The 15,733-nt window shown below is 56.4% G+C and carries 10 protein-coding genes; 9 read left to right on the top strand and 1 reads right to left on the bottom strand.

Features of this window, described 5'->3' with window-relative positions; genetic code table 11:
• Positions 1-47: 47 nt before the first annotated feature.
• Complete coding sequence (locus tag QPL94_RS20660) at positions 48-2,540, bottom strand: penicillin-binding protein 1A (protein WP_502881566.1); 2,493 nt, start codon at positions 2,538-2,540, stop codon at positions 48-50.
• A 215-nt stretch (positions 2,541-2,755) separates the two neighbouring features.
• Here QPL94_RS20660 and QPL94_RS20655 point away from each other — a divergent pair, with 215 nt between their 5' ends.
• From QPL94_RS20655 to gltB, 9 genes are all read left to right on the top strand, one after another.
• Positions 2,756-3,820 carry a pilus assembly protein PilM gene (locus QPL94_RS20655; protein WP_285359774.1) on the top strand — a complete coding sequence of 355 codons (1,065 nt, stop codon included), beginning with the start codon at positions 2,756-2,758 and terminating at the stop codon, positions 3,818-3,820.
• Entirely contained in the window at positions 3,820-4,383 is a 564-nt protein-coding gene (locus tag QPL94_RS20650; RefSeq protein WP_285359773.1) for a PilN domain-containing protein, read from the top strand. Before QPL94_RS20655 ends, QPL94_RS20650 begins: the two co-directional genes overlap by 1 nt.
• Positions 4,383-4,994 (top strand): type IV pilus inner membrane component PilO, encoded by a 612-nt coding sequence (locus tag QPL94_RS20645; protein ID WP_285359772.1) that lies wholly within the window; start codon positions 4,383-4,385, stop codon positions 4,992-4,994. Before QPL94_RS20650 ends, QPL94_RS20645 begins: the two co-directional genes overlap by 1 nt.
• A gap of 2 nt (positions 4,995-4,996) precedes the next feature.
• Positions 4,997-5,545, top strand: a complete 549-nt coding sequence (locus QPL94_RS20640) for a pilus assembly protein PilP (RefSeq protein WP_285359771.1) — start codon at positions 4,997-4,999, stop codon at positions 5,543-5,545.
• A 66-nt stretch (positions 5,546-5,611) separates the two neighbouring features.
• Positions 5,612-7,687 carry a type IV pilus secretin PilQ gene (locus tag QPL94_RS20635; RefSeq protein ID WP_285359857.1) on the top strand — a complete coding sequence of 692 codons (2,076 nt, stop codon included), beginning with the start codon at positions 5,612-5,614 and terminating at the stop codon, positions 7,685-7,687.
• A 128-nt stretch (positions 7,688-7,815) separates the two neighbouring features.
• The gene (gene aroK / locus QPL94_RS20630) at positions 7,816-8,382 is read left to right on the top strand and encodes a shikimate kinase AroK (protein ID WP_285359769.1); all 567 of its coding nucleotides are present in this window, start codon (positions 7,816-7,818) and stop codon (positions 8,380-8,382) included.
• Positions 8,375-9,484, top strand: coding sequence for a 3-dehydroquinate synthase (gene aroB, locus QPL94_RS20625; protein WP_285359767.1), 1,110 nt, complete (start codon positions 8,375-8,377; stop codon positions 9,482-9,484). The genes aroK and aroB overlap by 8 nt, the downstream gene beginning before the upstream one ends.
• A gap of 137 nt (positions 9,485-9,621) precedes the next feature.
• The gene (locus QPL94_RS20620) at positions 9,622-10,971 is read left to right on the top strand and encodes an AAA family ATPase (RefSeq protein ID WP_285359766.1); all 1,350 of its coding nucleotides are present in this window, start codon (positions 9,622-9,624) and stop codon (positions 10,969-10,971) included.
• Positions 10,972-11,226: 255 nt separating this feature from the next.
• On the top strand, positions 11,227-15,675 hold the full coding sequence (gene gltB / locus QPL94_RS20615) for a glutamate synthase large subunit (protein ID WP_285359765.1): 4,449 nt from the start codon (positions 11,227-11,229) through the stop codon (positions 15,673-15,675).
• Positions 15,676-15,733 lie beyond the last annotated feature (58 nt).

Raw genomic sequence — 15,733 nt, 5'->3', positions numbered from 1 at the left:
TTATGTTCGTGATTTTTATCTTCGAAAAAACGGGCTTGCCAGACAGATCAGAAAATCTGCCTGGACAGGCCGCCATCGTCGCCGTTTTCACTGCCACCAGATGACTCGTCCTGCGGATCGAGTGCCGGTGGTGCATCTTCTTCTTTGAACAGTTCGAACATCGCACCTTCCTGTCCGGGGCGTGCGCGCTTGCCGGTTTCCGGGTCGATGCGGATGTTCACAATGCCGTTGGGTCTGGGCATCAGTGAGGGTGGCTCACCTTCAAGAGCCACCTTCATATAATCGAGCCAGACCGGCAGGGCTGTACTGGCGCCGAATTCACGGCGGCCGAGCGGTTGTGGCTGGTCAAAACCGACCCAGACCGTGGTGGCTATGTCGTGGTTGAAACCGCCAAACCAGGTATCGCGCTGTTCGTTGGTGGTGCCAGTCTTGCCGCTGATGTCGTCCCTTCCCAGAGCCAGGGCGCGTCTGCCGGTTCCAAGCCTGATAACGTCCCGCATCATTGAGTGCAGGATGTACACCGAGCGCTCATCCGCAAGCCTTCTTGAAATGCGCGCATTGCGATCGTCTGCTTCAATCTCTGCCTGTGCCTGCTCGCAGTTGTCTTCACAAAGGATGACCTCGGGCGCTTCAAACACGTCTTCGCCATTGACATCGGAAATGCTGCTGACGAGGTAGGGTTCGACGTCATAACCACCGTTGGCGATGACTGCGAAGCCGCGGGCCAGATCCATTGGGGTCAGCAGCCCGCTTCCCAGTGACAGGGACAGGTCTTTTTGCATGTCTTCGGTGGGTATCCGCAGTTGGTCCAGGTAGTCAATGGTGTTCTGTATTCCGAGGTCCCTCAGAAGGCGCACGGAGACCAGGTTTCGTGAACGATACAGAGCTTCTCTCAGCCGGGTAGGGCCGTAAAATTGCCCTGAGGAGTTTTGTGGTCGCCACGCTGTTTCCAGTTCGGAGTCGTCGAAGACGATGGGTGCATCGTTATAGATCGTTGCCGGAGTCATACCCTGTTCCAGGGCGCTGAGATAAAGAAACGGCTTGAACGTTGAGCCTGGCTGTCTCTTTGCCTGGGTTGCCCGATTATACTTGTTCTGGCTGAAGCTGTAGCCGCCGGCAAGAGCCTCAATGGCGCCTGTTTCCGCATCAAGTGATATCAGCGCACCCTGAACCCTGGGAACCTGTGACAGGGCAACCCGCCTGACGTCGGGTATCTCTCCGACTGGCTGGTTGATGTCTTCTCCGGAATCATCCTCATTATTCCCGGTTGGCTGCTCGGGCGTCATGATCACCATGGGTTTTACATAGACGACATCACCCGCTGAGACCACATCAGAGGGTTTCTCGGGTTCCGGGCCGGTGAGGTTTTCGGTCTTGTACCGTTTGGCCCATGTCATGGTATTGAATGCCATCACCGACTCGCCCAGTCCGCGGGCGTGAAGGTCAACCTCATTGTCTTCGTCTCTCACATTGGTGACAACGGCAGGAACGAGCTCCGCTACGCGGGGGTAATTGGCCATCAGGTTATCGAGGTTGTCCGGGGCCAGCTCGTCTTCGCCAACCTGACCAATCGGGCCGCGGAAGCCGTGGCGCTGATCGTACTCTTCCAGGCCTTTTCGTAGTGCCAGGGTGGCTTCACGCTGTTTCTCGCTGTCCACGGTAAGTTGTACCGTATAGCCATCGGTGTAGGCCGCATCCCCGAATCGTCTGACCATGTCTGCGCGCGCCATCTCCGCCACGTAGTCGGCGTCCACCTCTGTGGAAGCGGCATTGAAGCTCGCGGTCAGCGGGGCAGTGGAGGCCAGTTCGTAGGCGTCTGGCGTAATGTACTTCAGGTCCCGCATGCGGCCCAGGATCCAGTTTCTGCGAGCTTCAGCGCGACTTGGATTGGCAAGCGGGTTGTAAGCCGAAGGTGCCTTGGGTAGGCCGGCCAGCATGGCCATCTCCGCCAGTGAAAGTTCAGTCACGGACTTGTCATAGTAAACCTGGGCGGCGGCGGCAATCCCGTAGGCACGATTGCCCAGGTAAATCTTGTTGAGATAGAGCTCGAGAATGCGGTTTTTATCCAGTTCACGCTCGATCTGAAGAGCCAGAAGTATCTCGTTGAACTTGCGAATAAACGTCCGGTCGCGTGACAAAAAGTAATTTTTTGCAACCTGCATTGTGATGGTACTGCCCCCTGACTGGATCTCTCCGGTGGAGACCAGTTCGATGGCAGCCCGCATCAGGCCTTTGAAGTCGACCCCGAAGTGCTCGTAAAAACGGGCGTCTTCAGCCGCCAGAAAGGCATGTAACTGAATTGTAGGGATCTGTTCGATTGTGATAGGTGCCCTTCTCTTTTCACCGAATTCTGCTATTAATCTCTCGTCTGCGCTGTACACCCGCAATGGGGTCTGCAGCTTGATGTCCAGGAGCTGATCGACAGGAGGTAGCCCCGGACGGAGATAAAGGTAAAATCCTGACGCCACGATTGTGGCGAGACTGAAACCAGTGAGAAAAAGCCATGCAAACAGGCGAGATGTACGTAACAAATGAGACATTTTTTTCTGACAACTGTTGGATATAGGTCTATCATTTGAGAAATTGCTTTAGGAAGGGCGAGCCACTTCCCGGGTGCAATGTTTCCCAATTTAAAGAAGAACGGGCATTGTAGACGGAAAACTGAAGAAATTCTCTTAAATAAAAAACACATATGAAAGAGCTCCGTCGGGAGTTTTCATAACCCGGTGCATGTAACCAGGTATAGGGTGAGCGCGTGTTCGGATTGTTCGGAAAAAAATCCAGTGCAGTACTCGGCGTGGATGTAAGTTCCAGCTCGGTCAAGTTACTGGAATTATCAAAGCAGGGTGACCGCTACAAGGTCGAGAGCTACGCAGTTGAGCCTTTGCCGGCAAACGCTGTCGTAGAAAAAAACATCACGGATGTCGAGGCGGTGGGCGAAGTGCTCAAGCGCGTCGCGTCCAAATCCCGCACAAGCGTCAAGCAGGTAGCTGTGGCTGTCTCCGGTTCCGCCGTTATTACCAAGCTGATCCAGATGGACGGCGGTCTTAACGAGTTCGAGATGGAAGACCAGATCACACTCGAAGCTGACCAGTACATTCCGTATCCACTGGATGAAGTGGCTATCGACTTCGAGGTACAGGGGCCGTCGGAAACCAATCCCGATCAGGTTGATGTGCTTCTTGCCGCATGCAGGAAGGAAAACGTCGATATCCGCGAGGACGCGCTCGAGATTGCCTCGTTGACCACCAAGATAGTGGATGTTGAGGCCTACGCCCTTGAGCGCGCCTATTCACTTATCGAGCCCCAGCTTGATTCCCAGGGTGAAGAGCTTGTGGTTGCGATCGTGGATGTGGGTGCAACCATGACGACGCTCAGTGTGCTGGCTGAAGGCAAAACCGTATACACCCGCGAACAGATCTTCGGCGGCAAGCAGCTTACCGAAGAAATCCAGCGTCGTTACGGGCTGTCTCTGGAAGAGGCGGGCCTTGCAAAGAAGCAGGGCGGCCTGCCGGACGACTATGACTCCGAGGTGCTGACACCGTTCCGTGAAGCAGTCGTTCAGCAGGTTGCCCGGGCACTCCAGTTCTTCTTTGGCGCAAGTCAGTACAATGCGGTTGACTACGTGGTCCTGGCAGGCGGTACGGCATCGATCCAGGGGCTGACAGAGATGGTTGAGGAAAAAACAGGCACGCCAACGCTGGTCGCAAATCCGTTTGCAGACATGGCGGTTGGTTCCCGAGTGAACGCATCCTCGCTGAGCAATGATGCGCCGTCACTCATGATTGCCTGCGGGCTGGCAATGAGGAGCTTTGACTGATGGCAAAGATTAACCTCAGACCCTGGCGCGAAGAACTCCGGGCAGAAAAACAGAAACAGTTCGTGGTCATGATTCTGGGCGCGGCCATTATTGCCGGTGGCCTGGTGTTCCTGTGGAAGACGGATATGGATAACCGTATCGCCTACCAGGAGTCCAGGAACGCCTACATCGAAACCGCGACCAAACAGCTCGACAAACAGATCAAGGAAATCGAGGATCTCAAGCGCAAGCGTGACGAGCTGCTTTCGCGAATGCAGGTGATCCAGGATCTCCAGGGCAAGCGGCCGGTCATTGTGCGGGTATTCGATGAGCTGGTTCGTACATTACCGGATGGTCTGTACTACACCAGCCTGAAGAAAACCGGCGAACGTGTGGACATTGTCGGTATGTCGGAGTCCAACAGCCGCATATCGGCTCTGATGAGGCGTTTTGAAGGGTCCGACTGGTTCAACGACCCGAACCTTTCGAATGTCGCCGCTGCCGATAGCGCCCGTGCCGGGTACAGCCAGTTCAACCTGTCGGTTCAACAACAAACACCAGAGCCCGAAGGGGAGGACAAGTAATGAGCCTCGCGGACTCACTTAAAAGCCTCAATGAATTTGATATTAACGATCTGGATGTCAATAACGCTGGCATCTGGCCGGCACCCATCAAGGCAATCGTTGCGCTGATTATTTTCGGCCTGATTCTCGGTGGTGGCTACTGGTTCTTCATCAAGGATCAGTATGCCCAGCTCGAGCGGGTCGAAAACACCGAGCAGGAGCTTCGTAAAACCTACGAGGACAAAGCCTATCAGGTCGCGAACCTCGAAGTCTTCAAGGCCCAGATGGAAGAAATGGAAGAAACGTTCGGCGCACTGGTGAGACAGCTTCCCAGTGAAACCGAGGTGCCGGGTCTGCTTGAAGACATCACCAATACGGCATTGGGTAGCGGCCTTGACCTGCAAGAGGTCAAACTGCAGGGAGAGCAGCAGCGGGATTTCTACGCAGAGCTTCCGATCAATATCCGGGTAACAGGCACCTATCACGAGCTGGCAAGTTTCGTCAGCAGTGTGGCGAGCCTGCCTCGTATTGTGACGTTGCACGATCTAACCATAGCACCAACTGGCGGTGACGGAGAGCAGCTGAATATGCAGGTTCTTGCACGTACCTACCGCTACCGGGCTGGAGAATGAGCATGGCGAGACAGCATGCGGCAAAGGCCTGGTTGGGTATTTGTCTGGTATCGTTCCTGACGGCGTGTTCCCAGGGTAATGGCTTTTCCGATCTGGACAAGTTTATGGCCGATACCCGGGCCAAGCCCCGTGGACACGTGGAGCCTTTGCCTGAGTTCAAGGCGTACGAGGCCTTCAGTTATTCGGCCGCGGATCGGAGGGCACCCTTTGAGCCGCCGATTGATGTTCAGCTCACCATGGTTGATCAGGAGCCGGAGAGCGATATTGAGCCGGATCTGGATCGGCCTAGAGAAGTTCTCGAAAACTTCGATCTGAAGGCGCTCAGCATGGTGGGAACCCTGAGTGATACCTCCGGAAGTCTGTTTGCACTGATCAGGGATAACGAAGGTGGTATCCACAGGGTGCGTACTGGCAACTACATGGGGCAGAACTATGGACGGATTATCGGTGTTAATGAAACCCGGGTTGAACTGATCGAGATCGTTCCCAACGGCCGGGGCGGATGGGTCGAGCGTCCACGCTCGCTGTCGCTGGATGAAAATGAAGGCTAAGGGAGCGGCAATATGACTATTGAAAAAAACATGCATGAACAAAAAGGTTTGGGGTCGAGGCTAGCGATGTTCAGAAAACTCAATGTATACGTCAGCGTGATTGCTTTTGGGTTGTTGTCCGGCCTGGCCAATGCGGTCACGCTGGAAGACGTGTCGTTTTCGTCGCTGTCCGGAGACCGGATTGAGGTGACGCTGAGATTTGACGGCCAGCCGCCGGAACCGAGCGGTTACACCATCGAGCGACCGGCAAGGATAGCAGTGGATCTTCGGGACACCAGCAGTGGGCTTGCCAGTCGCAATATTTCACTTGGCTCTGGCAATGCCCAGAGCATGACGGTGGTCGAAACCAAGGATCGCACACGCCTGATTTTCAACCTTGCGGAACTGGTGCCTTATCAAACGGTCCGTAACCAGAACAGCCTGGTTGTGACTATCGGTAGTGAAGGTGGTGGAATTGGCTCCACTGCAGCGGTTTCTTCGCCATCGTCCGGGGAATCGGGTGTGTCGTCCTCTTCGTCCGGCAACGGGCTTGCGGGCGTGGATTTTCGCAGAGGCAAGGACGGCGAAGGCCAGGTGATTGTTGATCTGGGCAGCGCCAGTACGCCGGTTGACCTTTCCGAGCTGGGCGGTCGAATCCGTTTGACGATGGATGGCACCAATGTGCCTGACAATCTTCGCCGCCGGCTTGATGTAACCGATTTCGCAACGCCGGTCACCCGTATCGACACCTTCACTGAAGATGGCAACGCAGTTGTAGAAATTCGCCCCGAGGGTAACTACGACTATATCGCTTACCAGTCCGGTTCCCGGTTTACGGTCAGCGTGGAAAAGCTGACGGAAGAAGAGGCCGAATCCCGCCGTGAAGAGAAATTCCCGTATACCGGCGATAAGCTCTCTTTGAACTTCCAGGATATCGAGGTGCGTTCGGTGCTGCAGCTGATTGCTGATTTTACCGGCCTGAATCTTGTGGCCAGTGATACGGTCAGTGGCAGCATTACCCTGCGTCTGCAGAATGTGCCCTGGGACCAGGCGCTGGATCTGATTCTGAAAACCAAGGGCCTGGACAAGCGCCAGATCGGCAATGTGCTTCTGGTGGCGCCCGCTGACGAGATTGCGGCCCGTGAAAAACTGGAGCTTGAAACGACCAAACAGATCGCTGAGCTGGCGCCGGTTCGTCTGGACATCATTCAGGTCAACTACGCCAAGGCCGCAGACGTTGTTTCCCTCATTGAAGCGGACGAGGAGTTGATCTCCTCCCGTGGCTTTGTTTCCTCGGATGCACGTACTAACACCATCAGCGTTCGCGAAACTTCGGAAAAGCTGGACGAAATCCGCCGTCTTGTTTCGACTTGGGATGTGCCGGTTCGTCAGGTTTCAATTGAAGCGCGAATTGTGCGGGCTCAGACGAATGTCGCTGAAAATCTGGGTGTTCGCTGGGGCGGCGCCGCCTATGATGTCAGAGGGGACGGTAGTGTGATTTCCGTGGGTGGCTCCCAGGGTGCGGTTGGTGAGGCACGTGATGCTGCCAATGGTGGAAGCAACACAATTACCTTCCCGGGTGCGCTGGCTGTGGACCTTGGTGTGAGTGGCCAAGGGGCATCCTCCTTTGCCCTTGGCTGGGGCAGTGACGACTTCCTTGTGGATCTGGAACTCTCTGCGCTGGAAAGTGACGGCCAGGCCGAAGTGGTTTCCCAGCCGCGCGTGGTAACCGCTGACCGCCAGACAGCCAAGATCAAGTCCGGTGAAGAAATCCCCTATCAGGAAGCCTCTTCCAGCGGTGCGACCTCGGTATCTTTCAAGGAAGCAGCACTGTCCCTTGAAGTAACTCCGCAGATAACGCCGGATGACAAGATTATCATGGACCTGGTGGTCAATCAGGATTCTCGGGGTGAGGTGACAGGCGGTATTCCATCAATAAACACCAACGAAGTGACTACTCAGGTTCTCGTAGGCAACGGCGAGACAGTGGTTCTGGGCGGTATCTTCCAGTCAGAGGTAGCCACCACTACCACGAAAACACCGTTCCTGGGTGATATTCCCTACCTGGGTCGCCTGTTCAAGCGTACCGAGCATATCGATGAGCGGAGCGAACTGCTGATCTTCATCACACCGAAGATCATCAAGAGTGACCTGATTCAATAATTCGGTCGCACCTGAGAAAAACCGCCGTCCACGTACGGCGGTTTTTTTTGCCTGTCCGTTTTTCGAATCTTATGGAAAGCGTTACCCTGTGCTATTCTCACCCGCCGGAATATAGATGAGCGGAAGTTATGTCCTTGCCAAAACGAGTAGTCCTTGTAGGCCCGATGGGGGCTGGCAAAAGCACGATTGGTCGCATGCTGGCCAAAGAGCTGGGCTATCGTTTTCTGGATTCCGATCGCATCATTGAGGAACGCTGCGGGGCGAATATTCCCTGGATTTTTGACGTAGAAGGTGAGGACGGTTTTCGCCAGCGTGAAACCGCGATGCTGGCGGAGTTGTCGGGGTATTCACAAACGGTACTGGCGACCGGCGGCGGAGCCGTAATGCGCGAGGAAAACCATGCTCATTTGAAGCGTGACGCGGTTGTCGTTTACCTGAAAACCTCGATAGAACAGCAGGTTGAAAGAACGCGGCGGGACAGAAACCGTCCTCTGCTGCAGAACGATGACCCCGAAGCTGTTCTGAGAAGCCTGTTCACTATCCGGGATCCGATATATACGGAACTCGCCGATGTTGTCATGTATACGGATCGGAAAAGTCCGAGGCTGGTGGTACGGCAATTGGTGAATCGCCTCAATCCTCGTACGCCGAGGCACAAAAGACAGATACGCAAGGAAGGCAGAAATCATGCGTGATTCAGTCCGGGAGTTGACAGTAGATCTGGGAGAGAGAGCATATCCGATCATAATCGGGCAGGATCTGCTGGGTAACTATGACCTGACCCCGTTTGTTCAGGGAAGCCAGGTCATGATCGTAACCAATGAAACGGTTGCCCCCCTGTATCTTGAATCTGCGCTCGCCTGTTTCCCCGGGAAACAGGTGGACACGGTGGTATTGCCGGATGGTGAAAAATTCAAGGACTGGCAAACCCTGAATCAGATATTTGATCGTTTGCTGGAAATGCGTCATTCACGAAAGACCACTCTGGTTGCACTTGGCGGTGGCGTAGTGGGAGATATGACCGGGTTTGCTGCAGCGTCGTACCAGCGAGGTGTGCCGTTTATCCAGGTCCCTACCACGCTGCTTTCACAGGTGGATTCATCTGTTGGTGGGAAAACAGGCATCAATCACCCGCTCGGCAAGAACATGATCGGCGCCTTTCATCAGCCTGAGGTGGTGCTGATTGATACTGACAGTCTCAGAACACTTCCGCCCCGGGAGGTCTCGGCTGGGCTGGCAGAGGTGATCAAGTATGGGTTGATTCGGGATGCCGATTTTCTCGGATGGCTTGAGCAGGAAATCGCGGCCCTCGTTGATCTCGATACGGTCGCGCTGGTTGAGGCCATCTATCGGTCCTGTGCCTGCAAGGCGGACGTCGTGGCCCTTGATGAGAGAGAAGGCGGGTTGCGGGCAATCCTGAATCTCGGGCATACCTTTGGTCATGCCATTGAGACATTTGCCGGATACGGCAACTGGCTGCATGGTGAGGCAGTGGGGACCGGCATGATGATGGCAGCGGATCTCTCCCTTCGCCAGGGCATGATCAGTGAGCAAGACCGTGCCAGGGCAATACGTCTTATTGAGCGGGCGCAACTTCCGGATCTGGCGCCAGCCGGTATGACACCGGATGACTTCCATCGCCTCATGGCTGTCGATAAGAAAAATGTCGATGGTTCGCTGCGACTGGTTCTACTGCGGGCGCTGGGTGATGCGGTGGTGACGGATGAGGTGGATGCACTGGAGCTGGATGCGACGCTCCGGGCTTTCTGCGTGACGGCTGATGGTGTAACCGCCTGAATCATGACTGATCAGCGGCTTTGATAGAGGCACTACAAGGAATGACAGTGACAGACCAGGGACTTAACAGTCTTGATGGAGGTGGCCTTTTCCCGCGGTTGCAAGAAAGGTACGGTTTGAGGGCGAACCCCCTGGATATGGAAACTCCTTTCTTTCCCGACGCATCCCGCCATCATGCCCTGGAAACACTCCGCCATCTGTGTGGATTTGGCGACCTTGCACTTCTGCTGACGGGCGACCCGGGTGCGGGTAAAAGCCGGTTATTGGCGGAATTGGTCCGGAGTGAGTCCTCCCGCCTCGATTTCCATCGTCTTCCCGCAGCCGCATTGACCAGCACCCAGGCGCTTGCCCGTGCTTTGCTTGGTGTGGCACACAAAGGGCTGAAGCCGGGTGAGGGCGCTCGGGATTCGGTATACGGATTCTTTCGCTGGTCCGAGAGCAGGGCACGGAAAGGGCAGCGCATGGTTCTGTTGATTGATGATGCGGATCGCGCGCCTGCAGAGGTTGTCAGACTGTTGTTGGCGGCTTTCCTGGGTGCTGACCGCGCTGCCGCCGCCGTGCCGGTATTCAGTGGCAGCGGTCAGCTGATTGACGCTTTACGGCTCTCGGGAGATGGTGATGGTGTGCACCAGATTCATCTTCGTCCCCTCACCAGGGAGGAGATTTCCTCGTATTTGGAGCCCAGAGTCCATCGCGCAGGTGGTGATGCAAAGGCATTATTAACACCGGCCAGGCTCTCGCAAATCCACAGCCTGAGCCAGGGAAGCTTTTCCCGGCTGAAGCGCGTAACGCCGGCGGTGTGGCTGGATATGACGTCATCCGGAAGTGGGAATAAACGCCGGCGGTCATTCTCCGTGCCTTTCAACCTGCGCTGGCCAGCACTGGCGCTGGTGCTTCTGGCGGGTTCCTGGTGGCTGGTTTCGCAACAGTATGATGACTCTGTGGCCCGGGAGCAGGTGGTGACCGAGCCGGAAACCGTGCGCAGAAGTATTACCATTGGCCCCGAGAATCCCGAGCAGGAATCTGTGGAGCCCGTCGTGGAGTCTTTAAAGGCTTCATCCGACTTGAGTGAGCAAGACCCTCCCGTGCAGCCTGTTCCAGAGCCAGAGCCAGAGCCAGAGCCAGAGCCAGAGCCAGAGCCAGAGCCAGAGCCAGAGCCAGAGCCAGAGCCAGAGCCAGAGCCAGAGCCAGAATTTTCACCGGCGAGGCCATCTCACTTCATGCCTCTTGGTGACGTGAGAGCCCGTCAGGGCTGGACGCTGCAGCTGATTGCCGGCAATCGCGAGCAAACCGTTCTTGGCCTGATTGATCAGTACAGCTCCCTTTCCGGTATTCTTTATACCCATACCGAAAGACAGGGGCAGGACTGGTTTGTCGGCTTTTATGGAGATTTTGCATCCCGTGAAGAGGCCCGGGAGGCAGTGGAGGGCCTACCCCAGGCTCTTCGCGACCAGACTCCCTGGATCAGGCGCATGCGGAATTTCTGATCGTATTGAGTCTCTCGATTTCACTTTAATTGTAACAAAAACAAATACCTGAATTGGCTCCGTGGTGCCCGGGTTGTCGGTGGTAACACTCGCAACCGGCCGTTTCGCGCCCTAAAATAAAAGCTCTTTGGTTTGAGTACGTATTTCTACGCGTGTAAAATAGCCAGCCCCCATTTTCAGTGTCAAAGGGCTATATTATCGTGCATTCAGTGATAACCCTTTGATTGAAAAGCATTTCTACGCGAGAGAACGCTTATGATGACAGGTTTGTATCATCCCGATGAATTCAGGGACAACTGTGGCTTCGGCCTGATCGCCCACATGAAGGGCGAGGCAAGCCACAAGTTGTTGCAAACTGCCATCGAGTCGCTGACCTGCATGACCCACCGCGGTGGTATCGCAGCAGACGGAAAGACCGGCGATGGTTGTGGCCTCCTGATCCAGAGCCCCGATGCTTTTTTGCGCAAGGCTGCGAAGGCAGAGTTTGGCAAGGAGCCTGAAGGGCAGTTCGCTGTGGGTCAGGTGTTCCTTAGCCCGGACGAGGGCAAGGCGGCGGCAGGACGTGCAGCTGTTGAGAAGCGCCTGACAGAGCAGGGTCTGGACATCATGGGCTGGCGTAAGGTGCCTACTGACGACAGCTGTCTCGGCCCCATGGCGCTGGACTGCATGCCCTGGATCGAGCAGGTGTTCGTGGAGCCTGCCAATCAGACAGAGCAGGAATTTGCCATTGCGCTGTTTGTGGGCCGCCGCCACGCCGAGCGGGATATGGTCGACGACTCCGAGTTCTATATCTGCAGCCTGTCCCATCGCACCCTGGCCTATAAGGGCCTGATGATGCCGGCGGACCTGGCGAACTTCTACAAGGACCTGGGTGATCCGGACCTGCAGACCGCCATCTGCGTCTTCCATCAGCGCTTCTCCACCAATACCATGCCGCGCTGGCCCCTGGCGCAGCCGTTCCGTTATCTTGCCCACAATGGTGAGATCAACACTGTTGACGGTAACCGTAACTGGGCCATTGCCCGCGCTGCCAAATTCAGCGCACCGCAGCTGCCGGACCTGCAAACCCTGCAGCCACTGGTAAATCTGACCGGTTCCGACTCTTCCAGTATGGACAACATGCTGGAAGTGCTGCTGGCTGGTGGTGTTGACCTGTTCCGCGCCGTGCGGATGATGATTCCGCCGGCCTGGCAGAACGTGGACACCATGGATTCCGAGCTGCGCGCATTCTACGAATACAACTCCATGCACATGGAACCCTGGGATGGCCCGGCTGGCCTGGTGCTTTCAGATGGCCGCTATGCTGTCTGTATGCTTGACCGCAATGGCCTGCGCCCGGCTCGCTGGGTAATCACGAAGGACGATTTCATCACCCTGGCATCCGAGATCGGCACCTACGGGTACAAGCCCGAAGATGTGGTCGCAAAGGGCCGTGTGGGGCCCGGCCAGATGCTGGCCATCGATACCGAATCCGGTGAGCTTCTGCATACCAAGGACGTGGATAGCCGCCTGAAGTCGGCTCAGCCGTACAAGCGCTGGTTGAGGGAAAACTCCCTTCGGGTCGAAACCACGCTGAACCAGGACACCCCTGATTTCAAGCTGATGCAGTCAGACGACCTTCACATACACCAGAAGATGTTCATGGTGTCCTACGAGGAGCGCGATCAGGTGCTGCGCCCGCTGGCTGAGAATGGCCAGGAGGCGGTGGGCTCTATGGGTGATGACACCCCCATGGCCGTGCTCTCGAGCCGTGTCCGGCATGTGGCGGACTACTTCCGGCAGAAGTTTGCTCAGGTTACCAATCCGGCTATCGATCCGCTGCGGGAATCCATTGTGATGTCTCTGGAGACCTGCATTGGCGCAGAGCGCAACGTATTTGAGGAAACCGCAGAGCACGCTAACCGTATTATCCTGACAACACCTGTGCTGTCGCCGGCCAAGTTCCTGAAGATCGCCAATAATGATCGGTCCGGTTTTGAGGTTGCCCGCATCAGCATGAGCTACAGCCCGGAAATGGGTCTTGAGCAGGCTGTCCGGAAAGTATGCGATGAAGCCGAGCAGGCGGTCCGCAACGGCAAGGTGATCCTGATCCTGACCGACAAGGACCTGAAAGAAGGAGAGCTGCCGGTTAATGCCATGATGGCAACCGGTGCAGTGCATCACCACCTGGTCAAGAAAGGCTTGCGTTGTGACTCCAACATCCTGGTAGAAACTGGCTGGGCCCGCGATCCACACCACTTTGCCGTGCTGTTCGGTTTTGGTGCCACCGCTGTGTACCCGTATCTGGCCTATCAGGTACTCAACGACCTGATTCGTACCGGCGAATTGATGATGGACCCCATTGATGCGAAGAACAATTATCGCAAGGGCATCAACAAGGGCCTGCTGAAGATCCTGTCGAAGATGGGTATATCTACCATTACCTCCTACCGCGGAGCCCAATTGTTTGAGGCGATCGGTCTGGCAGATGATGTCGTGGATCTGTGTTTCAAAGGCGTTCCCAGCCGTATCCAGGGTGCCGGATTCTTTGATTTCCAGCAGGATCAGGAGCAACTGGCGGCCGTTGCCTGGAAGCATCGCAAACCGATTTCCCAGGGTGGCCTGTTGAAGTATGTCCACGGCCAGGAATACCACGCCTTTAATCCGGATGTGATTGCCAAGCTGCAGGAGGCCGTCACCAGCGGGGATTACGGGAACTATATGGAATACGCCGGGCTGGTCAACGAGCGACCCGTCTCCACGCTGCGGGATCTGCTGGGCTTCCGGAAGGACATCAAGGCGATCGACCTGTCGGAAGTGGAGCCAGTGGAAAATATCTTCCCGCGCTTTGATTCTGCGGCCATGTCCCTGGGTGCGCTGTCTCCGGAGGCCCATGAAGCCCTTGCGGTAGCTATGAATACTCTGGGTGGTCGTTCAAACTCTGGCGAGGGAGGGGAAGATCCGGCCCGCTATGGCACCGAGAAGCGCTCCAAGATCAAGCAGGTGGCGTCCGGTCGCTTCGGTGTGACGGCAGAATACCTGCGTAGCGCGGATGTCATGCAGATCAAGGTGGCCCAGGGTGCCAAGCCCGGTGAGGGCGGTCAGCTTCCAGGTGGCAAGGTCAACGACCTGATCGCCCGGCTGCGCTATTCGGTGCCCGGTGTGACGCTGATTTCGCCGCCACCGCACCACGATATCTACTCCATCGAGGACCTTGCGCAGCTGATTTTCGATCTTAAACAGGTCAACCCGAACGCCCTGGTGTCCGTGAAACTGGTTTCCGAGCCCGGAGTCGGCACCATCGCCGCCGGTGTGGCCAAAGCCTATGCCGACCTGATTACCGTTTCCGGGTATGACGGTGGCACCGCGGCCAGCCCGCTGACCTCCATCCGTTACGCCGGTTCCCCCTGGGAACTGGGCCTGAGCGAAACCCAGCAGGCGCTGCGGGCCAACGACCTGCGAGGCAAGATCCGCCTGCAAACCGATGGTGGCATCAAAACCGGTCTGGATGTGGTCAAGGGCGCCATTCTGGGCGCCGAAAGCTTTGGCTTCGGTACCACGCCGATGGTGGCTCTGGGCTGCAAATATCTGCGGATCTGTCACCTGAACAACTGTGCCACCGGTGTTGCCACCCAGAACGAGCACCTGCGGGAGGAGCACTTCAAGGGCACCGTGGAAATGGCGATGAATTTCTTCCGCTTTGTGGCGGAAGAAACCCGTGAATGGTTGGCGAAGCTGGGTGTGCGCAGCCTGGAGGAACTGGTGGGCCGTGTTGACCTGCTTGAGCGCCTTCCGGGAGATACCCCGCGCCAGAAGAAGCTGGATCTGACGCGCCTGCTATCCAACGACCATATTCCGGCGGACAAGCCCAACACCTGTCAGGTGGAGCGTAACCATCCGTTTGACGAGGGTAAGCTGGCTGAGCAAATGGTGAAAGATACAGCCGATGCGATAGCCGCCAAAGCCGGTGGCACCTGGTCTTACAGGGTCACCAACTGCGACCGCTCCATAGGTGCCCGCCTTTCGGGTGAAATTGCCCAGGCGCACGGAAACCAGGGCATGGTCTCTGCCCCCGTCACTCTCGAACTGACCGGCACCGCTGGCCAGAGCTTCGGGGTCTGGAACGTCGGTGGTCTCAATCTGCTTCTCGAAGGAGATGCCAACGATTATGTAGGCAAAGGCATGACCGGCGGAAAGCTGGTGGTCCGGCCACCATCCGGCAGTGCCTTCAAGTCCCAGGAAACCTCGATTGTAGGCAACACCTGCCTGTATGGTGCCACGGGCGGAAAGCTGTTTGCAGCCGGTACTGCCGGTGAGCGCTTCGGTGTGCGCAACTCCGGTGCCCATGCGGTTGTGGAAGGCACCGGTGATCACTGCTGTGAGTACATGACCGGCGGCCTGATAACCGTCCTGGGTAGCACCGGCCACAACTTCGGTGCTGGTATGACCGGTGGTTTTGCCTACGTGCTGGACCTGAACAATACGTTTGTGGACAAGTACAACCACGAACTGGTGGAAATCCAGAGGATCTCCAGCGAAGATATGGAATCCTACCGGAACCACCTGCGTGGCGTTGTCCGGGAGCATATTTCCGAAACCGCCAGTGAATGGGCAGAGCATATTCTTGACAATTTCGACGACTATATTGGCCGCTTCTGGCTGGTCAAACCCAAGGCTGCAAACCTTCGTAGCCTGCTGGCCAGCACCCGGGCGCGCCCCGAGTAACGGCAGATGGAACAGGGTTGGGGCGTTACCTGTGTGGTAACGCCTGTGTCGAAATTGA

Source organism: Marinobacter sp. SS13-12, assembly GCF_030227115.1.
GTDB lineage: Bacteria > Pseudomonadota > Gammaproteobacteria > Pseudomonadales > Oleiphilaceae > Marinobacter.
This window is presented reverse-complemented; position numbering and strand designations above follow the sequence as displayed.

What these genes read in the sequence shown, in the direction of transcription:
- gltB (WP_285359765.1), top strand. Translation starts at nt 11,227, where the DNA reads ATGATGACAGGTTTGTATCATCCCGATGAATTCAGGGACAACTGTGGC.
- QPL94_RS20650 (WP_285359773.1), top strand. Translation starts at nt 3,820, where the DNA reads ATGGCAAAGATTAACCTCAGACCCTGGCGCGAAGAACTCCGGGCAGAA.
- QPL94_RS20620 (WP_285359766.1), top strand. Translation starts at nt 9,622, where the DNA reads ATGGAAACTCCTTTCTTTCCCGACGCATCCCGCCATCATGCCCTGGAA.
- QPL94_RS20660 (WP_502881566.1), bottom strand. Translation starts at nt 2,540, where the DNA reads ATGTCTCATTTGTTACGTACATCTCGCCTGTTTGCATGGCTTTTTCTC.
- aroB (WP_285359767.1), top strand. Translation starts at nt 8,375, where the DNA reads ATGCGTGATTCAGTCCGGGAGTTGACAGTAGATCTGGGAGAGAGAGCA.
- QPL94_RS20645 (WP_285359772.1), top strand. Translation starts at nt 4,383, where the DNA reads ATGAGCCTCGCGGACTCACTTAAAAGCCTCAATGAATTTGATATTAAC.
- aroK (WP_285359769.1), top strand. Translation starts at nt 7,816, where the DNA reads ATGTCCTTGCCAAAACGAGTAGTCCTTGTAGGCCCGATGGGGGCTGGC.
- QPL94_RS20635 (WP_285359857.1), top strand. Translation starts at nt 5,612, where the DNA reads ATGTTCAGAAAACTCAATGTATACGTCAGCGTGATTGCTTTTGGGTTG.
- QPL94_RS20640 (WP_285359771.1), top strand. Translation starts at nt 4,997, where the DNA reads ATGGCGAGACAGCATGCGGCAAAGGCCTGGTTGGGTATTTGTCTGGTA.